Source organism: Nonlabens dokdonensis DSW-6 (genome assembly GCF_000332115.1).
GTDB classification, from domain to species: Bacteria; Bacteroidota; Bacteroidia; order Flavobacteriales; family Flavobacteriaceae; genus Nonlabens; species Nonlabens dokdonensis.
This window is the reverse complement of sequence record NC_020156.1, coordinates 3,259,218-3,283,001: the sequence shown is the minus strand read 5'-3', so window position 1 is coordinate 3,283,001 and position 23,784 is coordinate 3,259,218. Positions and strand designations below refer to the sequence as shown.

Annotated in this window: 15 protein-coding genes; 9 read left to right on the top strand and 6 right to left on the bottom strand. The window is 37.0% G+C overall.

Translation table 11 applies throughout. From position 1 onward, the window contains the following. The first annotated feature begins 5 nt into the window (after positions 1-5). On the top strand, positions 6-674 hold the full coding sequence (locus tag DDD_RS14375) for an endonuclease III domain-containing protein (RefSeq protein ID WP_015363661.1): 669 nt from the start codon (positions 6-8) through the stop codon (positions 672-674). 55 nt (positions 675-729) lie between these two features. Here the strand turns inward: DDD_RS14375 and lon are convergent, their stop codons facing one another. Next, positions 730-3,186: an endopeptidase La gene (lon, locus tag DDD_RS14370; protein WP_041567486.1), complete on the bottom strand. Its 2,457-nt coding sequence runs from the start codon at positions 3,184-3,186 to the stop codon at positions 730-732. A 273-nt stretch (positions 3,187-3,459) separates the two neighbouring features. Here lon and DDD_RS14365 point away from each other — a divergent pair, with 273 nt between their 5' ends. Genes DDD_RS14365 through DDD_RS14350 form a run of 4 tightly spaced genes read left to right on the top strand, consistent with a single transcriptional unit; the run spans position 3,460 to position 6,448 of the window. Continuing rightward, a complete protein-coding gene (locus tag DDD_RS14365; RefSeq protein WP_236613381.1) occupies positions 3,460-4,008 on the top strand; it encodes an RNA polymerase sigma factor in 549 nt (182 codons plus the stop codon). After that, positions 4,005-4,604 carry a hypothetical protein gene (locus tag DDD_RS14360; protein ID WP_015363658.1) on the top strand — a complete coding sequence of 200 codons (600 nt, stop codon included), beginning with the start codon at positions 4,005-4,007 and terminating at the stop codon, positions 4,602-4,604. The genes DDD_RS14365 and DDD_RS14360 overlap by 4 nt, the downstream gene beginning before the upstream one ends. Further along, positions 4,588-5,682 (top strand): hypothetical protein, encoded by a 1,095-nt coding sequence (locus DDD_RS14355; RefSeq protein ID WP_015363657.1) that lies wholly within the window; start codon positions 4,588-4,590, stop codon positions 5,680-5,682. The genes DDD_RS14360 and DDD_RS14355 overlap by 17 nt, the downstream gene beginning before the upstream one ends. A gap of 37 nt (positions 5,683-5,719) precedes the next feature. Continuing rightward, positions 5,720-6,448 carry a head GIN domain-containing protein gene (locus DDD_RS14350; protein WP_015363656.1) on the top strand — a complete coding sequence of 243 codons (729 nt, stop codon included), beginning with the start codon at positions 5,720-5,722 and terminating at the stop codon, positions 6,446-6,448. 75 nt (positions 6,449-6,523) lie between these two features. Here DDD_RS14350 and katG read toward each other — a convergent pair whose 3' ends face one another. From katG to ytxJ, 4 genes are all read right to left on the bottom strand, one after another. Next, entirely contained in the window at positions 6,524-8,758 is a 2,235-nt protein-coding gene (gene katG, locus DDD_RS14345; RefSeq protein ID WP_015363655.1) for a catalase/peroxidase HPI, read from the bottom strand. Between the two features lie 168 nt (positions 8,759-8,926). Further along, a complete protein-coding gene (locus tag DDD_RS14340) occupies positions 8,927-10,243 on the bottom strand; it encodes an MFS transporter (RefSeq protein WP_015363654.1) in 1,317 nt (438 codons plus the stop codon). 49 nt (positions 10,244-10,292) lie between these two features. Then, positions 10,293-11,120, bottom strand: coding sequence for a M48 family metallopeptidase (locus DDD_RS14335; protein ID WP_015363653.1), 828 nt, complete (start codon positions 11,118-11,120; stop codon positions 10,293-10,295). Between the two features lie 3 nt (positions 11,121-11,123). Then, complete coding sequence (gene ytxJ, locus DDD_RS14330) at positions 11,124-11,531, bottom strand: bacillithiol system redox-active protein YtxJ (RefSeq protein ID WP_015363652.1); 408 nt, start codon at positions 11,529-11,531, stop codon at positions 11,124-11,126. A 215-nt stretch (positions 11,532-11,746) separates the two neighbouring features. Between ytxJ and clpB the strand changes: the two genes are divergently transcribed. After that, positions 11,747-14,356: an ATP-dependent chaperone ClpB gene (clpB, locus tag DDD_RS14325; protein WP_015363651.1), complete on the top strand. Its 2,610-nt coding sequence runs from the start codon at positions 11,747-11,749 to the stop codon at positions 14,354-14,356. Positions 14,357-14,515: 159 nt separating this feature from the next. Here the strand turns inward: clpB and DDD_RS14320 are convergent, their stop codons facing one another. Next, positions 14,516-19,537 carry a T9SS type A sorting domain-containing protein gene (locus tag DDD_RS14320; protein ID WP_015363650.1) on the bottom strand — a complete coding sequence of 1,674 codons (5,022 nt, stop codon included), beginning with the start codon at positions 19,535-19,537 and terminating at the stop codon, positions 14,516-14,518. Positions 19,538-19,873: 336 nt separating this feature from the next. Here DDD_RS14320 and DDD_RS14315 point away from each other — a divergent pair, with 336 nt between their 5' ends. The 3 genes from DDD_RS14315 (at position 19,874) to DDD_RS14305 (ending at position 23,783) form a co-directional block, all read left to right on the top strand. After that, on the top strand, positions 19,874-21,652 hold the full coding sequence (locus DDD_RS14315) for an AMP-dependent synthetase/ligase (protein ID WP_015363648.1): 1,779 nt from the start codon (positions 19,874-19,876) through the stop codon (positions 21,650-21,652). 103 nt (positions 21,653-21,755) lie between these two features. Next, positions 21,756-23,033, top strand: coding sequence for an exonuclease domain-containing protein (locus tag DDD_RS14310; RefSeq protein WP_015363647.1), 1,278 nt, complete (start codon positions 21,756-21,758; stop codon positions 23,031-23,033). A gap of 39 nt (positions 23,034-23,072) precedes the next feature. Then, entirely contained in the window at positions 23,073-23,783 is a 711-nt protein-coding gene (locus DDD_RS14305; RefSeq protein WP_015363646.1) for an SAM-dependent methyltransferase, read from the top strand. Position 23,784: the final 1 nt, after the last annotated feature.

Below are 23,784 nucleotides of genomic sequence, written 5' to 3'. Positions count from 1 at the left end.
AAAACATGAACAAACAGGAAAAGGTCAATTTTATCATAAATAAATTAGAAGAGTTCTACCCTACGATCCCAGTTCCTCTAGATCATACCGATCCATATACTTTATTAATTGCCGTTTTGATGAGTGCTCAAAGCACTGATGTGCGTGTCAATCAAATCACTCCGCTCCTATTTGACCGTGCTGATAATCCATACGATATGGTTAAACTCAGTATAGATGAAATTAGAGAAATCATCAAACCAGTAGGATTAAGTCCTATGAAGGCAAAAGGAATTCATGGCTTGTCTCAGATGATTATTGATTTGCACAACGGTCAGGTGCCACAGACTTATGAAGAACTAGAGGCTATGCCAGCTGTAGGTCATAAAACAGCAGCAGTTGTATTATCACAAGCTTTTGGTATACCAGCTTTTCCAGTAGATACACATATCCACAGACTGATGTACCGCTGGAATCTAACTAACGGTAAAAACGTAGTACAAACGGAAAAAGATGCCAAAAGACTCTTTCCAGAAGAAAAATGGAACGACCTTCATCTTCAAATTATTTGGTATGGTCGTGAATACAGTCCTGCTCGCGGTTGGGATCTAGAAAAAGATATCATTACTAAGACCGTAGGTAGAAAAACTGTTTTGAATGAATATTATAAAAAGCTCAAGAAAAATAGACTATAATTAAAAAGCTCGAGAACAGTTCTCGAGCTTTTTTAGTATATCAAAATTAAGAATTCTACCTCAAGTCCTTAGGGTTTTTCACCTTCTGCTTTGTTAATGCAAGATCAAGTACGTTGCTCATATCACTCACATAATGAAAAGTAAGTCCTTTTAAATATTCTGCTTTAATCTCTTCAATATCTCTACGATTTTGCTCACACAAGAGTATTTCTTTAATCTTAGCACGTTTAGCAGCCAGAATTTTTTCTTTGATTCCGCCTACTGGTAATACTTTACCACGTAGTGTAATCTCACCAGTCATAGCAATGCTTTTCTTTACTTTTCTTTGAGTAAATAAAGAAACCAAAGAAGTCAGCATCGTTATACCTGCACTAGGCCCATCTTTAGGAGTTGCTCCTTCGGGAACGTGAATATGTACGTTGTACTTTTCAAAGATAGAAGTGTTAATGCCCAGCTCGTCTGCATTTGCTTTGATGTATTCCATCGCTATTGTAGCACTTTCCTTCATTACTTTTCCTAAGTTACCGGTTATGCTCAGGTTTCCTTTTCCTTTAGAAAGAATGGATTCTATAAAAAGGATATCTCCTCCTACTCTAGTCCAGGCTAGTCCAGTTACGACACCAGCGACATCGTTATTTTCATACTTGTCACGCTGCATTTTAGGTGAGCCTAATACTTCTATAATTGTATCGTTAGTCACCTTAAGATCGTACTCTTCTTCCATTGCAATGCTTTTTGCTGCATAACGCACCATTTTTGCAATTTGCTTGTCCAGAGTTCTCACACCACTTTCACGAGTATAACCTTCAACTATTTTCTCTAATTGTGGTTTTGCAATTTTTAATCGAGATGCTTCCATCCCATGCTCACGCAATTGTTTAGGTAACAAATGACGCTTTCCTATCTCGACTTTTTCTTCAATAGTATAACCAGTAACATTGATAATCTCCATACGATCTCGTAATGCCGGCTGAATAGTATTCAATGAATTACAAGTCGCCACAAACATTACCTTACTTAAATCAAATCCCATCTCTAGGAAATTATCATAAAAAGCACTGTTTTGCTCTGGATCAAGCACCTCTAGCATTGCACTCGATGGGTCACCATTGTGAGAGTTACTCAATTTATCTATTTCGTCAAGGACAAAAACTGGATTAGATGTTTTTGCTTTTTTGATGCTTTGAATAATACGACCTGGCATCGCTCCTATATAAGTTTTACGGTGTCCACGTATTTCGGCCTCATCTCGCAAACCACCTAAAGAAATACGCACGTACTCGCGTCCTAAAGCCTCTGCCATAGATTTTCCTAAAGAAGTTTTACCTACACCTGGAGGACCATAAAGACATAAAATAGGAGATTTCATGTCGTTACGCAATTTTAGTACCGCTAGGTATTCTATTATACGTTTCTTCACTTCATCAAGACCGTAGTGATCCCGATCTAGGATTCTCATGGCTCTTTTTAAGTCAAAATTATCCTTAGAAAATTCATTCCAAGGTAAATCAAGAAACAGATCAAGATAGTTGCGCTGTATAGAATACTCTGCCACCTGAGGATTCATACGTTGCATCTTAGAAAGTTCTTTTTCAAAATGCTCCTTTATCTTATCATCCCACTTTTTCTTTTTAGCACGTTTTCTCATCTCGTCTAACTCTTGATGAGAAGAAACGCCACCACCTAATTCATCTTGAATGGTTTTCATTTGCTGATGTAAAAAGTACTCGCGTTGCTGCTTATTAATATCAGTCTGTACTTTAGACTGTATATCGTTTTTAAGCTCTAACTTCTGACGCTCTACATTCATAAAGCGTAAAGTTTCTAATGCTCTTTCTTTTAAATCATTGATTTCAAGAACTTTTTGCTTTTCTTCAACTTTGAGATTCATGTTTGAAGAAACAAAATTCACTAAGAAAGAATCAGACTCAATATTCTTGATGGCAAAAGAGGCCTCGCTAGGAATATTAGGACTTTCTTTAATGATTTCTAGAGCAAGTTCTTTGATATTCTCAATGATCGCTTTGAATTCTGCGTCGTCACTGATAGGTCTCACATCAGGAATGTCCTTTGCTACCGCAGTAATATAAGGCTGCTCGGTAACGATACTTCCCATCTCAAAACGTTTTTTACCTTGAATGATAACTGTTGTGTTACCATCAGGCATTTTAAACGTTTTCAGGATTTTTGCAACGACACCTGTCGTATGCAAGTCATCATAAGTAGGCTCTTCTATCTCCTCATTCTTTTGAGCAACCACACCTATTGGGATTCCTTTTTTATTGGCTTCTTGTAATAATTTTATAGACCTATCGCGTCCGGCAGTAATAGGAATTACTACACCAGGAAACAGTACCATATTACGCAAAGGTAATATAGGTAAGGTCTCAGGCACGCTTTCGTTATTCATCTCCTCTTCATCCTCACTGCTCAAAAGTGGTATGAATTCAGCATCCTGATCAAATTCTTGAAGTGACAAGTTGTCTATTGAAAATTTCTTTGGTTTGAACATATCTTTCTCAGTCGCCACAATGTCATATAGACTTCTGGCTTTTATTTTTTTAAATTTATTTAAACTAGATATTTCTACTTGTTCCGCTTTCGCGAAAGCGAGATTATCTTAAATAAAACACACACAATCAGTATTTTAAAACTGTTCCAAGCATGTTATCTAGTAGTCGTCTTCTACTTTTTACTAAGTATTACTTTAATAAAATTCAAATTTCTTGCCATGAAGTGTAACATGGTGGAATAAATTGCATCTTTAAGACGTAACACTGACCATGTGACTTTAATCATAACCGAAATAGAACTTTACAACCTCTGTGAACGAGGCAATCGCAAAGCGCAAATGCGTGTGTATGACAAATATGCTACGGGAATGTATCATGTAGCATTAAGAATTGTAAACGACACCGCACAAGCTGAAGATATCATGCAAGAAAGTATGATCACTGCTTTTGCCAAAATGAAACAATGGAACCGTGAAGCAACCTTTGGAAGCTGGTTAAAAAGGATAGTTGTCAATAATAGTTTGACACACTTAAAGAAAGAAAAAAGAATGCCTAAGGTAGATTATGATGATGTCGCCTACGAAATGGAAAATCAAGCTGAGGAACAAATTGATATGGAAGCCGCAGGAATGACAGCAAAAAAAGTTCTGGAAGTAATGAAACTCTTAAAAGATAATTACCGACAGATTTTAACGCTAAGCCTTATAGAAGGAATGGATAATGAAGAAATAAGTGAGATAATGGGAATTTCTAACGCTATGTGTAGAACAACCATTTCTAGAGCAAAAGATAGTTTAAGAAAAAAAATGCAACTGGTATGAAAAAGAATATGGAAGAATGGTTTGCAGAACAAGATTTTAATACAGAATCACTGCCTGAAGGCCATAGAAATAGATTTATAGATAAGTTAAACGCAGCATGTGAAGAAGATGAAGATATCATTACACTTGATGATGTAAAGTCAGAAACTAATAAAACTGACGATGCCAAGGTGATAAAAATGAACTCTTGGCTCAAGTGGTCACTCGTTGCTGGACTAGCAATTTTAATGGGTGTTGCTGGAATGAATATCGCTCCTGCACCGTCTAGTGACAATGGATTATCTACAGTCTCACCAGAAATGGCACAAGCACAAGACTTTTTTACTAATACTATTCATCAAGAATTAGAAAAGCTTAATAAGCTACAATCTCCTGATACAGAACGTATCATCATAGACACTAAAAATGCCTTGAATAAACTGGAGGAAGATTATAAAACAATTAAAAAGGACTTTAAAATTAACAAAGACAGTAAGACAGTCATCGCTGCGATGATCCAGAATTTTCAAAATAGAATCGATTTATTAGAAACTGCTCTTGAGCAAATAGAACAACTAAAAAATTATAAAGAAAAAGAAAATGAAGCAATTATATAAATTAAGTATCCTCCTGTTTTTACTGCCTTTACTGGCAGTGGCTGGACCTGGTGGTAAATACACTAAGTCTAAAAAAATCAACAAGACTTTTACAGTAAATAAGTCTTGTATGGTAGAGATAGAGAACTCCTTTGGAAATGTAACGATAACTACTTGGGATCAACCTACAGTTTCTATAGAAGTGACGGTAGAAGTAAGTGGAGACAATGAAGATAGTGTCAATAAGCAACTAAGAGAAATAGATGTAGATTTTGAGGCGAGCGCTTCAAGAGTTAGCGCAAGAACTGATGCAGAGTCTCAATCTAGCGGTGGTCGTAGCTTATGGAATAGTTTTTTTGGTAGCGATAACAATCAAAATTCTAACATGAAAATCAATTACATCGTTAAGATGCCTGTTACAGCATCTCTGGATATAAGTAATGATTATGGTACGGTAAAACTAGACCGACTAGAAGGAAAAGCAAACATAAGTTGCGACTTTGGAAGATTAGATATAGGACAGCTGCTTGCAGAGAATAATGAACTACGTTTTGATTATACTAATAACTCTCATATAGACTATATGAAATCTGGAATTATAAGAGCAGATTTTAGCGGCTTTGAACTTCATGGAACAGAAAAAGTAGAGTTTAAAGGAGATTATACTAAAGCAAAAATCCACGATGTAAAAGAACTTAATTTTAATAGTGATTTTAGTACCGTAGAGTCTGGAAAAGCTGTTAACATTATAGGTAGAGGTGATTATAGCACTATTAAGTTAGGGCTGATTCAAGATAAAGTAAATCTGAATACAGATTTTGGTTCCATTAACATCGATGAACTAGGAAGTAACTTTAAAGAAGCAACTGTAAAATCAGAATACACTGGTATCAAAATCAATTTTCATTCTGATGCGGCATTTAAATTTGACATAGATACTGAATTTGCTAGTATCAAGCTGGATGACAATTTGACTATTACTAGATCAGAAAATGACACGACAGATAAGGAACGATCTGGATATTATCGTCAAGAAAACAATAATTCAATTATCAGCATACGATCTAGTTTTGGCGGTGTAAGCCTTAAGAAAAAATAATAATCAATCATATTTATAAACAACTAAACTTAAAAACATGAAAAATAGTATCATTTTACTCGTAGCTCTTTTTGCTCTAAACAGTGCAAACGCCCAATGGTGGGGAAATAACAAGAAAATCAAAGGAAATGGTGAGGTAATCACAAAAACATTTGAAACCGGCGATTATGACGAAGTATCTGGTAGAAGTAGTTTTGACATCATTTTAATTTCTGGTACAGAAGGTAAAATCACTGTAGAGGCAGAATCTAACATCATGGAACATATTGAAATCGAAGTAAATGGAGGAAACCTAAAGATAGGAATGGAAAAGGGTTATAACATCAGTACTCGTAAAGGTATCACTGTTACTGTTCCAGTAGAAAGAATAAGTGGTTTAAGCATGGCTGGAAGTGGTGATATTATTAGCAAGTTAAAACTTAAGTCTAAAAACATGGATATTTCAGTTGCAGGAAGTGGTGATATTTCCACTGAAGTAGAGTCAGAAAATTTAGAAATAAGCATCGCTGGAAGTGGTGATGTAAAAGTAACCGGTCGCACAGAAAATCTTGAAGCAAGTGTTGCAGGAAGTGGAGATATATCGGCTTTAAATTTAAAAGCAAATAATGTAAATGCTTCTATTGCTGGAAGTGGAGATGTATCTGTCTATTGTAATGGTGGAGATTTAAAAGCTTCTATAGTAGGTTCTGGTGATTTAAGGTATAAAGGAACTGCTAGTAGCATCAAAAAGAGCGTTATGGGAAGCGGCGATATTACTAAGATGTAAAGCAACAACCCACGTATAAAAAAACTCCAAATCAATTACTTGATTTGGAGTTTTATTCTTTAAAGCAATTAATTATTAGATATCAAAACGATCTAAATTCATTACCTTATTCCATGCCGAGGCAAAATCTTCTACAAACCTATCTTGAGCATCGTCTGCTGCATAAACTTCAGCTACCGCTCTTAATTCTGTATTAGAACCGAAAATAAGATCTACTCTGGTTCCTTCCCATTTCTTTTCTCCTGTTTTTCTATCACTTCCTACAAACAATAATTCTGAACTAGACTTTGCTTTCCATGTAGTAGATAAATCCAGAACATTTACAAAAAAGTCGTTAGTCAATTTACCTGGACGGTCGGTAAAAACACCATAAGATGAACCGTCATAATTTGCATCTAACGCTCTTAATCCAGCAACTAATACAGACATTTCAGGAATTGATAATGTCAATAAATTTGCTCTATCAATCAAGTGGTCTTCACCAGCAGCTCGTTCTCCATCTTTTAGGTAGTTTCTAAAACCATCTGCTTTAGGCTCTAAATAGCCAAAAGAATCTACATCAGTGTCTTCTTGCTTTGCGTCTCCTCTACCTGGGTGAAAATCTAACCATAATTCGTTACCAGCATCTGCTGCAGCTTTTTCTACCGCAGCATTTCCTGCAAGGACAATTAAGTCTGCCATAGAAACTTGCTTATCACCAGACTGATCGTTATCAAAACCTGTTTTAATTTCATGTAATTTATTGAGAACTTTAGATAATCTTTCTGGATTATTAGCTTCCCATTTGTTCTGAGGAGCTAGTCTTATTCGTCCTCCATTTGCGCCACCTCGTTTGTCAGATCCTCTGAATGTGGAAGCACTAGCCCAAGCCGTAGCTACCAGCTCTTGAATAGTTAAACCTGATTCTAAGATCTGATTTTTAAGGTTTGTAATATCGCTTTTATCTACTAAATCATGAGTGACTGCTGGAATTGGATCTTGCCATAACTCTTCTTTCTCTGGTACATCAGGTCCTAAATAACGAGATATAGGTCCCATATCACGATGTGTCAACTTATACCACGCTTTTGCAAATGCTTCTTCAAACTCTTCAGGATTATCTCTAAAGTGTTTTGAAATTTTCAAGTATTCGGGATCAGTTTTTAATGCGATGTCTGCCGTTGTCATCACAAGGTCTTGTTTTTTGCTAGCGTCACCAGCCATAGGAGCTTGATCTGCATTAGAAGCTGCTGTAGGTTTCCACTGGTGCGCTCCTGCTGGACTCTTTGTTAATTCCCATTCATAATCAAAAAGAACTCTGAAGTAATCAAAATCCCATTTATCTGGATTAGGTGTCCATGCTCCTTCTATCCCACTTGTAATGGTATGATCTCCTTTACCAGTTTTGAAAGTATTTTTCCATCCAGTACTCATTTCCTCAATTTTAGCACCAGCTGGTTCTTTACCTACATATTCATCAGGATTTGCTGCTCCGTGTGCTTTTCCAAAAGTATGACCACCAGCTACTAAAGCTACAGTCTCGTAATCGTTCATTGCCATTCGACCAAAAGTCTCTCTAACATTTGCCGCAGAACCCATAGGATCAGGTACACCGTTAGGTCCTTCTGGATTTACGTAAATCCAACCCATCATTACTGCTCCAAGAGGTGCTTCTAGATCTCCGTCTTCATAACGCTCGTCATTTGCGCCCCATTCTGTCTCGCTACCCCAATAAATATCTTGTTCTGGTTCCCACACATCTTCACGTCCACCAGCAAAACCTAGCTTTTTCAACCCCATAGATTCCATAGCAATATTACCTGCTAGGATCATTAAATCTGCCCAAGAGATTTTATTACCGTATTTCTTTTTTATAGGCCATAAAAGCAATCTGGCTTTATCTAAGTTACCATTATCTGGCCAGCTATTTAAAGGTGCAAATCTTTGAGTACCACTGCATGCTCCTCCACGACCATCTCCTATTCTATAAGTACCAGCACTATGCCATGCCATTCTTACAAAGAAACCTCCGTAATGACCAAAGTCTGCAGGCCACCAGTCTTGCGAGTCTGTCATTAAGTGAGTCAAGTCCTTTTTAAGTGCATCTAAATCAAGACTTTTAAAAGCCTCCGCATAATTAAAGTCAGGATTCATAGGGTCTGACTTCTTAGAGTTTTGACGTAAAACGTTTAACTTAAGTTCGTTAGGCCACCAATCTCTGTTAGTGGTTCCATGACCAGCCGTTTTCTTAGGAGATCCTCCCATAAAAGGACACTTAGATGCTGCTTGCGATTCATTTAAATCAAAAGCTTCTGTATTTTGAGCACTCATATTCTTAGATTTTTAATTAATAGTCTCTCAAATATATTCGAATTTTATCTCCTTTACAGGAAATGAGTAAAGATTCTTGCAAGATTACTATAAGTAAAAACTATACTGAATATAATTAGAAAAGTTTTTAGTGATTGTTTTAAGTGAAAACTACATCTATTCCTCAACTCATTTTTGCAATCTAGGCACTCGAATAAGTAAAATTATTCCAGTAATAAAGAATACAATTAAAAACAATATAGGTTCTCTCATAGAACCGCTTATTTCTCCTACGATAGCAAAAATGAGCATACCTATGACTATCCCGATTTTTTCTGCAACATCATAAAAACTAAAGTACGATGCAGTATCTAGATTGCCTTCTGGAATCATTTTAGAATAAGTACTCCTTGAAAGTGATTGAATAGAACCCATCACTAGACCTACAAAACCAGCGGTTATGTAAAACTGTAATGGCGTCACAACAAAGTATCCATAAACACAAATTAACGCCCAAAGAATATTTATTATGATAAGTGTTTTGATGTTACCTAGCTTTCGCGAAAGCAAACTGGCTAACCAAGCTCCCAGAATAGCAACAAACTGAATTAACATTATACTCATTATCAATCCAAAGGTTGCACCATTCTTATCCCATTTCACTTCTTCAGTTCCAAAGTAAGTGGCGACTAGCATTACCGTTTGCACGGCCATGCTATAAATAAAGAACGCACCTAAGTAACGCTTCATTTGCTTATTTTCACTCAAGTTGCTCCATATTTTCTTAAGCTCTTGAAAACCATTTGTAAAAATGTTTTTCACTTCACTCCTATCTTTTTTAGTTCCTAAAGGCAAATATTTATATGTGTATTGTGCAAAACTCATCCACCAAATTCCAACAAGAATAAAAGACATCTGAACAGCATCTAACCCCAATATCTCTCCGCTTTCTGGATACAATCCAAATACAGTCATGCAAAGACAAAATGCAAGCAATAACACACTTCCCAAGTATCCTAAGGAAAATCCTTTAGAACTTATTGCATCTTGCTGTTCTGGAAAAGCTATATCTGGTAAGTAAGAATTATAAAAAACCAGACTGCCCCAAAAGCCTATGAGCGCCAGCATATAAATGATCAAACTGATCCATAAATAATCAAAACTAAATGCCGCGAGACCTATACAACTAAAAGCTCCTAAATAACAAAAGAACTGTAAGAAACGCTTCTTCTGTCCAGAATAGTCGGCAATACCAGATAAAATAGGTGAAATGATACTTACAATTAGAAATGCAATTGCCGTAGTTACGATAATAATAGACTCATTATTGACACCTTTTAACATATCGGGAACATTGCCCTTTTCAAAAGCTTCAACACTAATTGCTGCATAAAACAGCGGGAAGATCGCACTATTAATAACAAGACTATAAACAGAATTTGCCCAGTCATAAAACGCCCAAGCGTTTAATAATTTTTTGGAGCCTTTAGGTAGAATATCTTTCATAAAAAAAGGGTTCTTTAAGAACCCTTTAAAAGTATGTATTTTAAAACTTCTATTTGAAAGAAGTCACCCCATATTTTGCAGCTTCTGCTTTTGCTTTAGGAGCCAAATCTTTTAGATTTTCGATACGGCTGTCATTAGATGGGTGCGTACTCAAGAATTCTGGTGGAGCTTGACCACCACTTTTTGCTTTCATACGTTTCCATAACTCTGCTCCTTCATCAGGATTGTAGCCTGCGATTGCTGCTAGATACAATCCTATTTTATCAGCTTCGGTTTCATGAGCTCTAGAAAAAGGTAACATTCCTCCTACTTGAGATCCTAATCCATAGGCTTGACCTATTAATTGTTGCGTTTCATTACTTGCTCCAGCTACTTGACTTCCTACTGCAACGCCTGTACCTATGATAGCTTGCCATTGTGCGGCGCTCATTCTTTGACCACCATGATTTGCTAGTGCATGAGCAACTTCATGTCCCATTACAATTGCGACACCAGTTTCATCTTGACAAATAGGTAATATTCCAGTATAAAAAACGATTTTTCCACCAGGCATACACCATGCATTAACTTGATCATCTTTTACAAGTTTGTATTCCCATTCATAGCCGTCTAGATATTCTGGATGACCTATTGCGTTGAGCCATCTTTGTGCTGCTGTCTTTATTTTACCACCTACGGTAGTGATCATTCTAGCTTCAGGGGTATCAGTAATTACATTATTCTCATCTAGAAATTGGTCGTACTGTGAAAACGCCATAGGAAAAAGGCGGTCATTTGCTATAGGCTTGAGCGTCTTTTTTCCTGTAAAAACATTTGTTGCACAAGAGGAAAGAAATAAGACCGTAGTCATTATTATAAGTATAGAACTATTCTTCATCATTTACTTTTTATTAGAAACTATTTGTTGCACTTTTTTAATATCAATTCCATGATGAGACTCTGTATGAAGAATCTCTTTGTCATATAAAATTATAACTTGAGGTGATTGATGCCTAACGTTAAGCTTTTCTGCTACTGCATTGCTTACCTCTCTATAATTTAATAAATCTAAAAAGTAGAAGGTTACCGCATCTTCATTAGATTCAAAACCTTTTTCAAACTGATTTAAAACCATCCTTGAAATTCCACAGCGTGTACTGTGCTTAAAAATCACTTTAGGTTTTATCGTAGAATTCTTAATTACGTTCTCTAATTGGTCGATAGACTCTAAGAGTTCCCATCGAATTCCCGTCATTTCCTCCTTTGCAATATCCCGCTGTGATTTAAACAGCTTGTCCATAAATCCCATAAGCTTGTATTTTTTTACGCTTTCGCGAAAGCGAGAAAAGAATTAACTAATTTATTATATTATAACAATGTACAAAGATAAAGCTAACCTCTTTAAATATTACTAATGCTTTTATAAACAAGACATAATGTCTGTTAAACTGTTTGAAATATCTGTCGAAATGTCAAAATCGAGTTAAGGTATAAGAATTGACTACTTGAAATAAAATGAAAATTATGAATCCTAATAAATTAACTATAAAATCACAAGAGGCTTTGCAGCAAGCACAGCAACTTGTACAAGAATACGGACAGCAACAAATTGAAAACGCGCATTTATTTCTAGCTATAACTATGGTAGATGAGAATGTTTTTCCTTTTCTATTTAAAAAGCTCAACGTAAAACTTGATCTTATCAAAGAACTTGTAAAAAGTCAAATTAACTCTTTTCCAAAAGTAGATGGAGGCGATTTACAACTGTCTCGGGAGACTAACAGAGTTTTAAATGCAGCCATGAGTCTTGCCACAAAAATGGGAGATGAATATGTAAGTATTGAACATTTATTACTATGCATATTTGATGGCAAATCTAAAACTGCTCAAATACTTAAAGATCAAGGTATTTCTAAGAAAAATTTAGAAGCCGCTATCGAAGAATTGAGAAATGGAAATACTGTTTCTTCTCAAAGTGCTGAAGAAACCTATAACTCCCTAAATAAATATGCAAAAAACCTCAATCAACTAGCAGATCAAGGTAAGTTAGATCCTGTTATTGGTAGAGATGAAGAGATACGTCGTATTCTCCAAATTCTATCGAGACGTACAAAAAATAACCCTATGCTAGTAGGAGAACCTGGGGTGGGAAAAACAGCTATTGCTGAAGGTCTGGCTCATCGCATTGTAGGCGGTGATGTACCTGATAATTTGAAGAATAAACAAATATTTTCTTTGGACATGGGAGCGCTCATTGCTGGAGCAAAATATAAAGGTGAATTTGAAGAACGATTAAAAGCGGTAATAAAAGAAGTAACAACAAGTTCTGGCGATATCGTCCTTTTCATTGACGAAATTCACACTCTTGTAGGAGCTGGCGGCGGTGAAGGCGCCATGGATGCTGCAAATATTCTCAAACCAGCGCTAGCTCGTGGTGAGTTGCGCGCCATTGGAGCTACAACTTTAGATGAATATCAAAAGTATTTTGAAAAAGATAAAGCTCTAGAGAGACGCTTTCAAAAAGTAATCGTGGACGAACCAGATACAGAAAGTGCTATCTCCATACTAAGAGGTATAAAAGATAAATATGAAACACATCATAAAGTACAGATAAAGGATGATGCAATTATAGGCGCCGTAGAGTTATCACAGCGTTATATCACTAATAGATTTTTACCAGATAAGGCTATTGATTTAATGGATGAAGCTGCTGCAAAACTGCGCATGGAGATCAATTCCAAGCCAGAAGAGTTAGACGTGCTCGATCGTAAAATCATGCAGCTAGAAATCGAAATCGAAGCCATTAAAAGAGAAAACGATGAGTCCAAGCTCAAAAATTTAAGATCTGAACTGGCTAATCTCAAAGAATCTCGCAACGAGCTTAACGCTCAATGGGAGAATGAAAAAAGCGTAGTTGACAATATTCAAAATGCAAAAACAGATATTGAGAACTTTAAACTAGAAGCAGAACGTGCTGAACGTGAAGGCGATTATGGTAAAGTGGCAGAGTTGCGTTATGGTAAAATCAAGCAAGCACAAGAAGAGTTAGATCAACTTCAAGCCGCAATGGAGGCAAATGATAGCACTAACAATCTTATTCAAGAAGAAGTAACTTATGACGATATTGCCGAAGTAGTCGCTAAATGGACTGGAATCCCAGTGACGAAGATGTTACAAAGTGAACGAGAAAAGTTATTAAAATTAGAAGATGAGCTACATCATCGTGTAGTAGGGCAAAGCGAAGCTATTCTAGCAGTAAGTGACGCAGTGAGAAGAAGCCGCGCAGGTTTACAAGATCAAAATAAGCCCGTAGGTTCCTTTCTTTTTCTAGGTACAACTGGAGTAGGTAAAACAGAACTTGCCAAAGCACTTGCAGAGTATCTGTTTAATGATGAAAATTCTATGACTCGTATAGATATGAGCGAGTATCAAGAACGTCATAGCGTGAGTAGATTAGTAGGAGCACCTCCAGGATATGTAGGATATGATGAAGGTGGTCAACTTACTGAAGCGGTACGTCGCAAACCTTACAGTGTCGTCTTACTGGATGAGATTGAAAAAGCACATCCTGATACTTTCAACATCTTACTACAAGTTCTTGATGAAGGAAGACTTACCGATAATAAAGGTCGTGTTGCTGACTTTAAAAACAGTATTATCATCATGACTTCTAATATGGGAGCAGAATTGATTCAAGAACGTTTTCAGAATGCAGCCTCGGTAACAGACTCATTACTCGATGAAACTAAAAAAGAGGTATTAATTTCTTTAAAAAAGCGAGTGCGTCCAGAGTTTATCAATCGTATTGATGACATCGTTATGTTCACACCTCTCAATGAAAATGAAATCAAAGAGATCGTAAGTTTACAACTTAAAGGAGTTACAAAATTACTTGCAAAACAAGGGATCGTGATTGATGCAACAGAGCAAGCTATCAACCTACTTGCAAAGAAAGGATATGATCCACAGTATGGTGCTAGGCCAGTAAAGCGCGTTATTCAACGTGAAATTCTAAACGAACTATCTAAACAGATTTTATCTGCTCAGATTGTCACAGATAGTATTGTTCTCATCGATGCTTTTGAAGATGAGTTGGTTTTTAGAAATGAAACTGATTCTGTAGAGGTCATTTAATAATTTTAAATACTTAAATTAAAAAAGCTCACTCTAAAGTTGATAGAGTGAGCTTTTGTTGTAAAGTGGTTTTAAATCATCTCGCTTTCGCGAAAGTGTAATAAAAAAAGCCTGTCTTGATCAAATCAAAACAGGCTTCTTACTTTTATAAATTTAAAACTAGTCTACTAAAAGTCTTAAAGTTTCAACTTGACCGTTAGCCTCAACTCTTATAATATATGCGCCAGTAGCAAACGTATTTACTTGAATATTATTAACACCTGGTAAGGCTTTACTTATAGCGATGGTTTTTCCCGTCATGTCTATTATTCTATAATCTGTTATTGATTGATAGGAAGGTGAAAGCTCTAACTGAACTGTTTCACCGGTTGCAGGATTAGGGTATAATCTACTTGCAACAAATTCTGATACAAACTCTTCATTACTCAAAGTTACTTGAGATTCAAAAGCTCCTATATCGCGAGTTCCAAATACTGCTTGACCGATTTGATCAGCAAATGTATCTGCACTATCACCATTGTCAAAAGCTCTTGTACCATCCATTAATGCATGAGTTAAAGTTGTACCACCATTATTTGCTAATGGGCCTAAAGCTGCAAATTCAGGTGCTGCCGTTGTACCTACTATATCTGTCGCTAAAGGAGTGAAATCACCTATATCATCAATTTCGATTAAGTTAAAACCTAATGAAGTATAAGAACCTGTACTTACTCCTATGTCTGGAACACCGTTAGTAGAAGTGTTCTCTGCAACAATAGTATTCTTTAATGTAAAACTTCCTGTCGCAGATTGAAAACCAACACCACCAGCATCGGTCGTTGCCGAATTTCTTGCTACGGTAACCGCGTTTATAACATTAATAGGTCCAGTACTTACGATTCCTCCACCATTTGCACCAGCTGAGTTTCCTGAGATGGTTGTAGTAGAAACGGTAAGAGATCCATTTAAATTACCTATTCCTCCACCATTTGCAGTAGCTGTATTATTAGAAATGGTAGAATTAGTTATTGTAAAATCACCTCCATTCAGAAAAATAGCTCCACCACCATCATTTGAAAGATCTGTACCAAAAGCACTATTTCCATCTAAAATAGAAAAACCTACGGTCATAGTACTATTATTTTGATTCCATAAAGCACCACCTTCACGGCCAGCACTATTATTATTAAAAGTAGATCTCAAAATATTAGTAGTAGTTGCTCCAGTAATGTGAATTGCTCCACCATTTCCTGGTGCTGGAGTTCCTGCCGTACCATTAACATCATTTCCTGAAACATCACTATCTGTAATAGATAAAGAACCGTCAATGATTTCAAAAGCACCACCTGCTCTATTTGCAGCATTTCCAGTGAAGGTTGAATTTGCAAAAGAAACTATACCATCAGTACTTAATACTCCACCACCTGAAGCAGATGATCCTTGAGCTAGATTATTAGTTACAATTATACCATCCGCTGTAATGTCCCCTCCGTTATTAAATATTCCTGCACCACCGTCATCTGCTGAATTTCCAGTTGCAAAATTAGCATCAATTGTTGAGCTTGTGATTGTCATTAAACCTGCACCATTCCATAATGCTCCACCTTCTCGAGCTGCTGTATTTCCAGAAAACATTGAATTTGAAATTACAATATCTTGATTTCCTGTAATATGTAACGCTCCACCATTACCTGGTGCCGCCACTGCTGGCGCTGCTCCTGCATTATTGGAATTCATCGTAACATTAGTTAAGGAAGCTGTTCCTGTACCTGCAACTATTTCTATAGCTCCACCTGCTCTGTTTGCAATATTACTGTTCAATGTAGAGCCATCTATACTTATAGATGCATCTGCATCCACTAGTACTGCTCCTCCTGATCCTGATGTTCCATTTGCTGTGTTGTTAGTCAACATAGATCCGTTAATGATGGAAACCATTCCTCCGTTCAAGGCGTAAACTGCTCCTCCACCATTGTCTGCTCCAGCACCACTTGCTGTATTTCCATCCATGGCTACTCCGTCTACGGTCATTGTTCCTGTACCATTCCAAAGTCCACCGCCTTCACTCATCGCTATGTTGTTACTTACAGTTCCACTTATAACATTAACAACACTTGATCCACTGATGTGTAATCCACCACCATTTCCTGGTGCGCCTGCTCCTGTAGTTACACCTGCAGTGTTTCCATCTAAGCTTACATTAGTTAATGTAACTGGTGCGCCTGAATTGGCTTCGATTCCTCCACCTGCGCGGTTTGCACCATTTCCTGTGATCGTAGTTCCTGTCGCATCTAGTGATCCTCCGGCAACTAAAATTCCTCCACCAGTACTTGTACTTCCTGTAGCATTATTGTTATTTACAGCTACATTTCCTGTGATAACCACTGCTCCTCCTTCATTGTAGATTCCTCCACCACCAGCTTCGCCTGGGTTCGTTGCGCCCATACTCGCCTCACCTGATGCAGTGTTATTATTAACGGTAAGAGTTCCTGATAAGTTCATCAGTCCGCTACCGTTCCATAGTCCACCACCTTCGTTTGCAGCGATGTTACCATTAGCACTACCGTCTGAGATCGTAATATCTTGTGGTCCAGTAATGTGAAGTCCACCACCGTTTCCTGGTGCAGCGCTTCCCATTGGGCCTGTTACATTGTTGTCAAGAGTCGTATTGGTCAAGGATACTGTTCCTGCATTCGTACCTGAAGAAATCTCAATTCCTCCACCAGCACGATTGGATGTGTTTCCAGAGATAGTTGCTCCAGTCACATCAAGGTTACCGTCTGCACCTACCAAGATTCCACCACCGGAACCTGAAGCTCCATCAGCGGTATTGTTGGTAATATTGGTTCCCATTCCTACCACAAGGCTACCTGCGGGAAGTTGGAAGATTCCACCACCACCATTAGTTGCTGCAGCACCACTAGCCGTGTTGCCGTCTATTGTAGAACCAGTAACGGTCATAGTTCCCGTATGGTTCCAAAGTCCACCACCAGTAAAAGCAGCAGTATTGTTGTTTACTGTTCCACCAGTAACTGATACATCTTGCGCTCCTGTAACATGCATTCCGCCACCGCTTCCTGGATTTGCAGCCATGGTTACTCCCATTGCATCTGTTCCAGCAAAATTACCATTAAGGGTTACATTATTTATTACAGCTGTAGTTGAAGTTCCCACGGTTACCTCAATTCCTCCACCGGCACGGTTTGCAGAATTGCCTGTTATCGTTGCTCCATCTACATCAAGGTTGGATCCGTTTGCTAGGATTCCACCTCCAGAACCAGAGGTCCCATCTGCAGTGTTGTTACTGATTGTTGTTCCTGGTTCGATTTCCAAAGTACCGTTTGACAGCGCATAGATTCCTCCACCACCATTGTCAGCGGCATCACCACTTGCAGTGTTTCCATCGATAGTTGTACCATCTACGGTCATTATTCCTGTACCATTCCAAAGTCCTCCACCTTCACTCATCGCTATGTTGTTACTTACAGTTCCTCCTGTAACATTAACAACACTTGAACCACTGATGTGTAATCCACCACCATTTCCTGGCGCACCTGCTCCTGTAGTTACACCTGCAGTGTTTCCATCTAAGCTTACATTAGTTAATATAACTGGTGCGCCTGAATTGGCTTCGATTCCTCCACCGGCGCGATTTGCACCATTTCCTGTGATCGTAGTTCCTGTTGCATCTAGTGATCCTCCAGCAACTAAAATTCCTCCACCAGTACTCGTGCTTCCTGTAGCGTTATTGTTATTTACAGTTACACTTCCTGTGATAACTACTGCTCCTCCTTCATTGTAGATTCCTCCGCCACCAGCTTCGCCTGGGTTCATTGCGCCCATTGCTGGCTCGCCATTGGCTGTATTATTATTAATTGCTGTAGTTCCATCTATGTTCATTAGTCCAGAACCATTCCATAAAGCACCACCTTCATTTGCTGCTGTATTTTGAGTGTAAGTACCATCTGTAATATTTACAGTCCCAGCTTGTGAAACGTGGAGTGCTCCTCCATTTCCTGGTGCGCCTGCTCCTATTACTACTCCTGTTATATTCATACTCATAGTAACATCAGTAAGGTTAGTGGTCGATACTTGATTCTGCTCGATTCCTCCACCTGCTCTGTTAGAACTATTACCTGATATAGTAGAACCATTTGCTGTAAAAACTCCATTGGCATTTAATACTCCACCACCAGTCCCTTGTGCGCCATCTGCAATGTTATTAGTAATTAAAGTAGTAGCATCTGTAGTAACTGTTCCTCCTTCATTGTAGATTCCTCCACCTCCTGAAGCTCCTGCAACAACTGCATCGCTTCCAGAAGCTGTGTTACCATCTATCGTTGTTCCTGTAATAGTCATTACTCCTGACCCATTCCATAATCCGCCGCCTTCATTAGAAGCGGTGTTGTTTGTAAAACTAGATGAGTTAATAGAAGAGTTTCCTGCACCTGTCATGTGAATGGCTCCACCGTTACCAGGATTGCTACTTGTTGAATTTGTTGTAAAAGAGGAATTATTAATATTTAAACCACCTAAAGCACCAGAATTATCTTCAATTGCTCCTCCAGCTCTTGATGCACTGTTTAAGTTAAAACTGGAACCGTCTAATGTAGTCGTTCCACCGTTAGAGTTAAGTATGGCTCCTCCACTACCTGATATTCCAGATGCAGTATTAGAATTGAATAGTGTTGTTCCATTGATATTAACTATTGCTCCGTTGTTGAAAATAGCGCCTCCACCATTTGTACCAGTAGAACCTGTTGCGTTATTATTGCGAAATTCACAATCTGAAATCGAAAGTACGGTCGTTGCATCACTAACTGCAATGGCTCCACCATCAATAGCTTCTCCATCAATAAAATTGATATCATTGATAGCTATAGAAGCTGCGATTGTAGAACTAAAATTAAAAATTCGATTTGAGTTAACACCTGAAATTGTTGTAGGTGTACCACCATTGTTACCATCTATTGTTAAGGCTAAAAATGAGCTTACGAGAATCTCTCCGTTTGTGACATTAATAGTTTGTCCTTGAATAGAACTATCAAAAGTAACAGTTCCATTTGTACCTGCATTTGCTATTTCAACGCGCAAAGTTCCAGCAGTTCCGTCGTCTACAGTCTTATTTACTACTTGTCCGAAGGACATCGTAGAAATAAAAAAGAAAACAACAATTACACTTAATTGAGTAATGTTTTTCATAATGTTATTTATTTTGGTTATTAATTAAATTAGTTATGATTGAAATTATTTAACAATGAATAGAAGCCGAAAAATGGATATTTCTTCAAATTAAATTTTCGAACCATATACTATCTACGAGAGATATGAATAACTGGTTGTCATTCAGTTGTTAAACAATCGTTAAAGTAATTTTAACCCTACTAGTAGTATTTCGTTACCGTCTGAAATTTTAATAATGTTTATTAAATAATTGCGCTTTCGCGAAAGCGAGAACCCAATAATTACGATAACCTTAAAAAAGGCATTTGAAAATTCACATGGTTTCACTACTTTGCAATTACGAAAAATTTGAATATGCAGTATAAAAGACTTTTTGATTTCCCTCATTATCAGCTAGAGACATTCCCTCGTGAAGATGCTCTTGTTTCAAAAGTTCAAGGTGAATGGGTTAAAACTTCTACTAAATCCTTTGTTGACCAGGCAAATGCCGTTTCAAGAGGTCTATTAAGACTAGGAGTTCAAAAAAACGATAAAATAGCGATTATCTCTACTACTAATAGAACTGAGTGGAATATAATGGATATAGGGATAATGCAAACAGGTGCGCAAGATGTACCTATTTATCCTACCATATCTGAGGAAGATTATGCCTATGTGTTAAATCATAGTGAATCCAAATACGTTTTTGTATCAGATCAAGAGGTTTATGATAAAGTAATGAGCATCAAAGATCAGGTTGCTTCCTTAAAGGAAGTGTACTCGTTTAATGATATTGCAGGATGTAGAAGCTGGAATGATGTAAAGGAGCTAGGAAAAGATGCGAGCAATCAAGAAGAATTAGAGAAAATCATGGCCTCAATTGACGTTGAAGATCTTGCAACTCTTATTTACACATCTGGAACGACTGGTAGACCTAAAGGTGTAATGCTATCTCATAAAAACATCGCTAGTAATGCAATGACTTGTGAGCTAAGACTTCCTATTGTAAAAGGTAAATCAAAAGCATTGAGCTTTTTACCAGTATGTCATATCTATGAACGCATGTTACAATACTTATATGTATACACTGGAACTGGTATTTACTTTGCAGAGTCTTTAGAAACAATTTCTGACAATTTAAAAGAAGTGTCACCTGAGGTAATGAGTGCAGTACCAAGATTACTAGAAAAGGTATATGATAAAATTATAGCCAAAGGAACTGATCTAACTGGAATCAAGAAAAAATTATTCTTCTGGGCTGTTGAGCTTGGATTAGAATGGGAACCTTACGGTGCAAACGGCTGGTGGTACGAGAAAAAGTTAGGACTTGCAAAAAAACTCATCTTCTCTAAATGGCAGGAAGCCTTAGGTGGCAACTTGCTAGCAATTGCTAGTGGTAGCGCTGCTTTACAGCCTAGACTAGCGAGAGTATTTAATGCAGCTGGCGTTCCTGTAATGGAAGGTTATGGACTGACGGAGACCAGTCCTGTAATTTCTGTAAACGATATGCGAGATGGTGGTTTTAGAATAGGTACTGTAGGTAAACTCATTGCAAATACAGACGTACAAATAGCAGAAGACGGAGAAATCATCATTAATGGACCGCAACGTATGATAGGCTACTATAAAGATGAAGAGAAAACTAATGAGGCTATTGATGAAAACGGATATTTCCACACTGGTGATATAGGAGAAATTGATAAAGATGGATTCTTAAAAATTACCGATCGCAAAAAGGAAATGTTTAAAACTTCTGGTGGTAAATACGTAGCTCCACAACTTATAGAAAATACAATGAAACAAAGTCGTTTCATTGAACAGATCATGGTTATAGGTGAAGGTGAGAAAATGCCAGCTGCTTTTATCCAGCCTAACTTTGAATTCCTAGAAGAATGGGCAGAGCGTAAAGAAATAACCTATAAAGACTGGAAAGACCTTTGCAGCAACGAGCGAGTTATAGAAAGATATCAAAGAGAGATCGAAGAACATAATGAGAAGTTTGGTAAATGGGAACGAGTAAAAATGTTTGAAATCACACCAGAACTTTGGACTATTGAAGCAGAGCACCTCACTCCTACACTCAAATTGAAACGTAGGAATATCAAAGCCAGGTATCAAGATCTGTATGATAAAATTTATGGAGCAAAAATTTAATAAGTCTCTTTATAAGTTACACAAAGCCATGTATAAGACATGGCTTTTTTTATTAGCTTTCGCATAAATTTTGTGAAAAGAAATCATATTTAAAAATAGAATATTGTACGCAATTGTAGATGTAGAAACCACTGGTGGAAAGTATAACGAAGAAGGAATAACTGAAATAGCCATTTATAAATTTGATGGACATGAAATAGTAGATCAATTTGCAAGCCTAGTAAACCCAGAAAAGGAAATACAACCTTTTGTTGTTAAGCTTACTGGAATTAACAATGCGATGTTGAAAAGAGCTCCAAAGTTTTACGAAGTAGCTAAAAGAATTATTGAAATAACTAACGACGTTACTCTTGTCGCACATAATGCCGAATTTGATCATAGAATGCTGCGTCTAGAATTTGAGCGGCTGGGATATGATTATCAAAAGCCTACACTTTGTACTGTTGAACTAGCGCAAACTTTACTTCCAGATCAGGAAAGTTTTAATCTTGGAAAACTAACTAAAGCGTTAGGTATTCCTATAACTGATAGACATCGTGCAACTGGTGACGCATTAGCGACTGTAAAATTGTTTAAATTACTTCTACAAAAAGACATAGATAAAAATATTATCTCAAAAAGCCTAAAACATCATAAACCTTTAAAACTACAATCCAATTTAAAGGAACTGCTTGATGATGTCCCTAATTCTACAGGTGTTTTTTACATATATAATAAGAACAATGAAATTATCTATATAAGTAAGAGCAAGAATATAAAAAGAAGAGTTACACAACTCTTTACCGGATCAAATGGTAAATCTAAGGCTATCCAAAAGCAGGTGTCTGAAGTGAAATATGAAAAAACTGGTAGCCAGCTTATTTCTATTTTAAAAGAATATATTGAAGTACGCAAGCACAAGCCATTTCTAAATGGTAAACCCAAAAAATCTAATTTCTCACACGGTCTATATATTTCAAAGGATCAAAATGAAAATCAACAATTGAATATCAAATCTGTAAAAAGCAATCCTGATTATTCAATTAGTTTTTCCAGTTACAGGTCAGGACTTACTTTTATAGAAAAGCAATTAGAAGATATAGATATTGCAGATGCAGGAAAGGCAACTGATATTTTGATTGAGAAAATTGAAAACTTATATACTCTTAAAAATAAAAGTAAAATTATAGTAGATCGCGGTAGAGAAGCTAGCGAGCGCAGTGTGATTCTTATTGTGAATGGTAAAGTCTTAGGCTATGCTTACGTTAATCTGAGAATTCAAATGACCGATGTAAAAATGCTTAAAAGCCTTTTGACACCTTTGGAGTCTAGCGATCAAATCACTCATATCATAAGCAGTTATTTAATTTACAAAAGAGTTTATCAAGTAATTGATTTGTAGTAATCCCGCTTTCGCGAAAGCGGAATAAAAAACATTATTATGGAAGGAAAAGGAAGGTTATTTCTTATACCAGTAACATTAGGCGAGATAAGCCCACTTGAAGTATTGCCATTATCAGTTAAAAAAGTAATTGAAATGGTAGATCATTATGTGGTGGAAAATGAAAAAACTGCGAGAAGGTTTATTAAATCTATATGTCCTTCAAAATCGCAACCTAGCTTGAATTTTTCAGTTATCAACAAATTCACTGAAGTAAGTGAGCTTCCCTCCTTTTTACAAGCCTGTCTTGAAGGTAAAAACATGGGGTTAATGAGTGAAGCTGGTGTTCCTGGAATAGCAGATCCTGGTGCTGACGTAGTTGCAATTGCACATGAAAAAGGTATACGAGTGCAACCGTTAGTAGGACCTAGTTCTATACTCATGGCAATGATGTCTAGCGGTCTCAATGGCCAGAACTTTGCATTCAATGGTTACCTACCTATAGATAAACAAGAAAGACGCAAAAAAATTAAAGAGCTTGAGAATATTTCTTTGAAGCAAAATCAATCGCAGTCTTTTATAGAAACTCCATACCGCAATAATAAAATGATAGAAGAACTTATTTTATCGTTAAATGGAAAAACCAAACTATGTATTGCTTGCGACATAAGTTTACCTACAGAGTTTATTAGAACTATGACCGTGGATTTATGGAAAAAACAAATACCAGATATTCATAAAAGGCCAGCAATGTTCATAATTCAAGGATGAT

Excerpts from the sequence above, each read along its gene's own strand:
- DDD_RS14375 (WP_015363661.1), top strand. The coding sequence starts at position 6 with ATGAACAAACAGGAAAAGGTCAATTTTATCATAAATAAATTAGAAGAG.
- lon (WP_041567486.1), bottom strand. The coding sequence starts at position 3,186 with ATGTTCAAACCAAAGAAATTTTCAATAGACAACTTGTCACTTCAAGAA.
- DDD_RS14360 (WP_015363658.1), top strand. The coding sequence starts at position 4,005 with ATGAAAAAGAATATGGAAGAATGGTTTGCAGAACAAGATTTTAATACA.
- DDD_RS14355 (WP_015363657.1), top strand. The coding sequence starts at position 4,588 with ATGAAGCAATTATATAAATTAAGTATCCTCCTGTTTTTACTGCCTTTA.
- DDD_RS14350 (WP_015363656.1), top strand. The coding sequence starts at position 5,720 with ATGAAAAATAGTATCATTTTACTCGTAGCTCTTTTTGCTCTAAACAGT.
- katG (WP_015363655.1), bottom strand. The coding sequence starts at position 8,758 with ATGAGTGCTCAAAATACAGAAGCTTTTGATTTAAATGAATCGCAAGCA.
- DDD_RS14340 (WP_015363654.1), bottom strand. The coding sequence starts at position 10,243 with ATGAAAGATATTCTACCTAAAGGCTCCAAAAAATTATTAAACGCTTGG.
- DDD_RS14335 (WP_015363653.1), bottom strand. The coding sequence starts at position 11,120 with ATGAAGAATAGTTCTATACTTATAATAATGACTACGGTCTTATTTCTT.
- ytxJ (WP_015363652.1), bottom strand. The coding sequence starts at position 11,531 with ATGGGATTTATGGACAAGCTGTTTAAATCACAGCGGGATATTGCAAAG.
- clpB (WP_015363651.1), top strand. The coding sequence starts at position 11,747 with ATGAATCCTAATAAATTAACTATAAAATCACAAGAGGCTTTGCAGCAA.
- DDD_RS14320 (WP_015363650.1), bottom strand. The coding sequence starts at position 19,537 with ATGAAAAACATTACTCAATTAAGTGTAATTGTTGTTTTCTTTTTTATT.
- DDD_RS14315 (WP_015363648.1), top strand. The coding sequence starts at position 19,874 with ATGCAGTATAAAAGACTTTTTGATTTCCCTCATTATCAGCTAGAGACA.
- DDD_RS14305 (WP_015363646.1), top strand. The coding sequence starts at position 23,073 with ATGGAAGGAAAAGGAAGGTTATTTCTTATACCAGTAACATTAGGCGAG.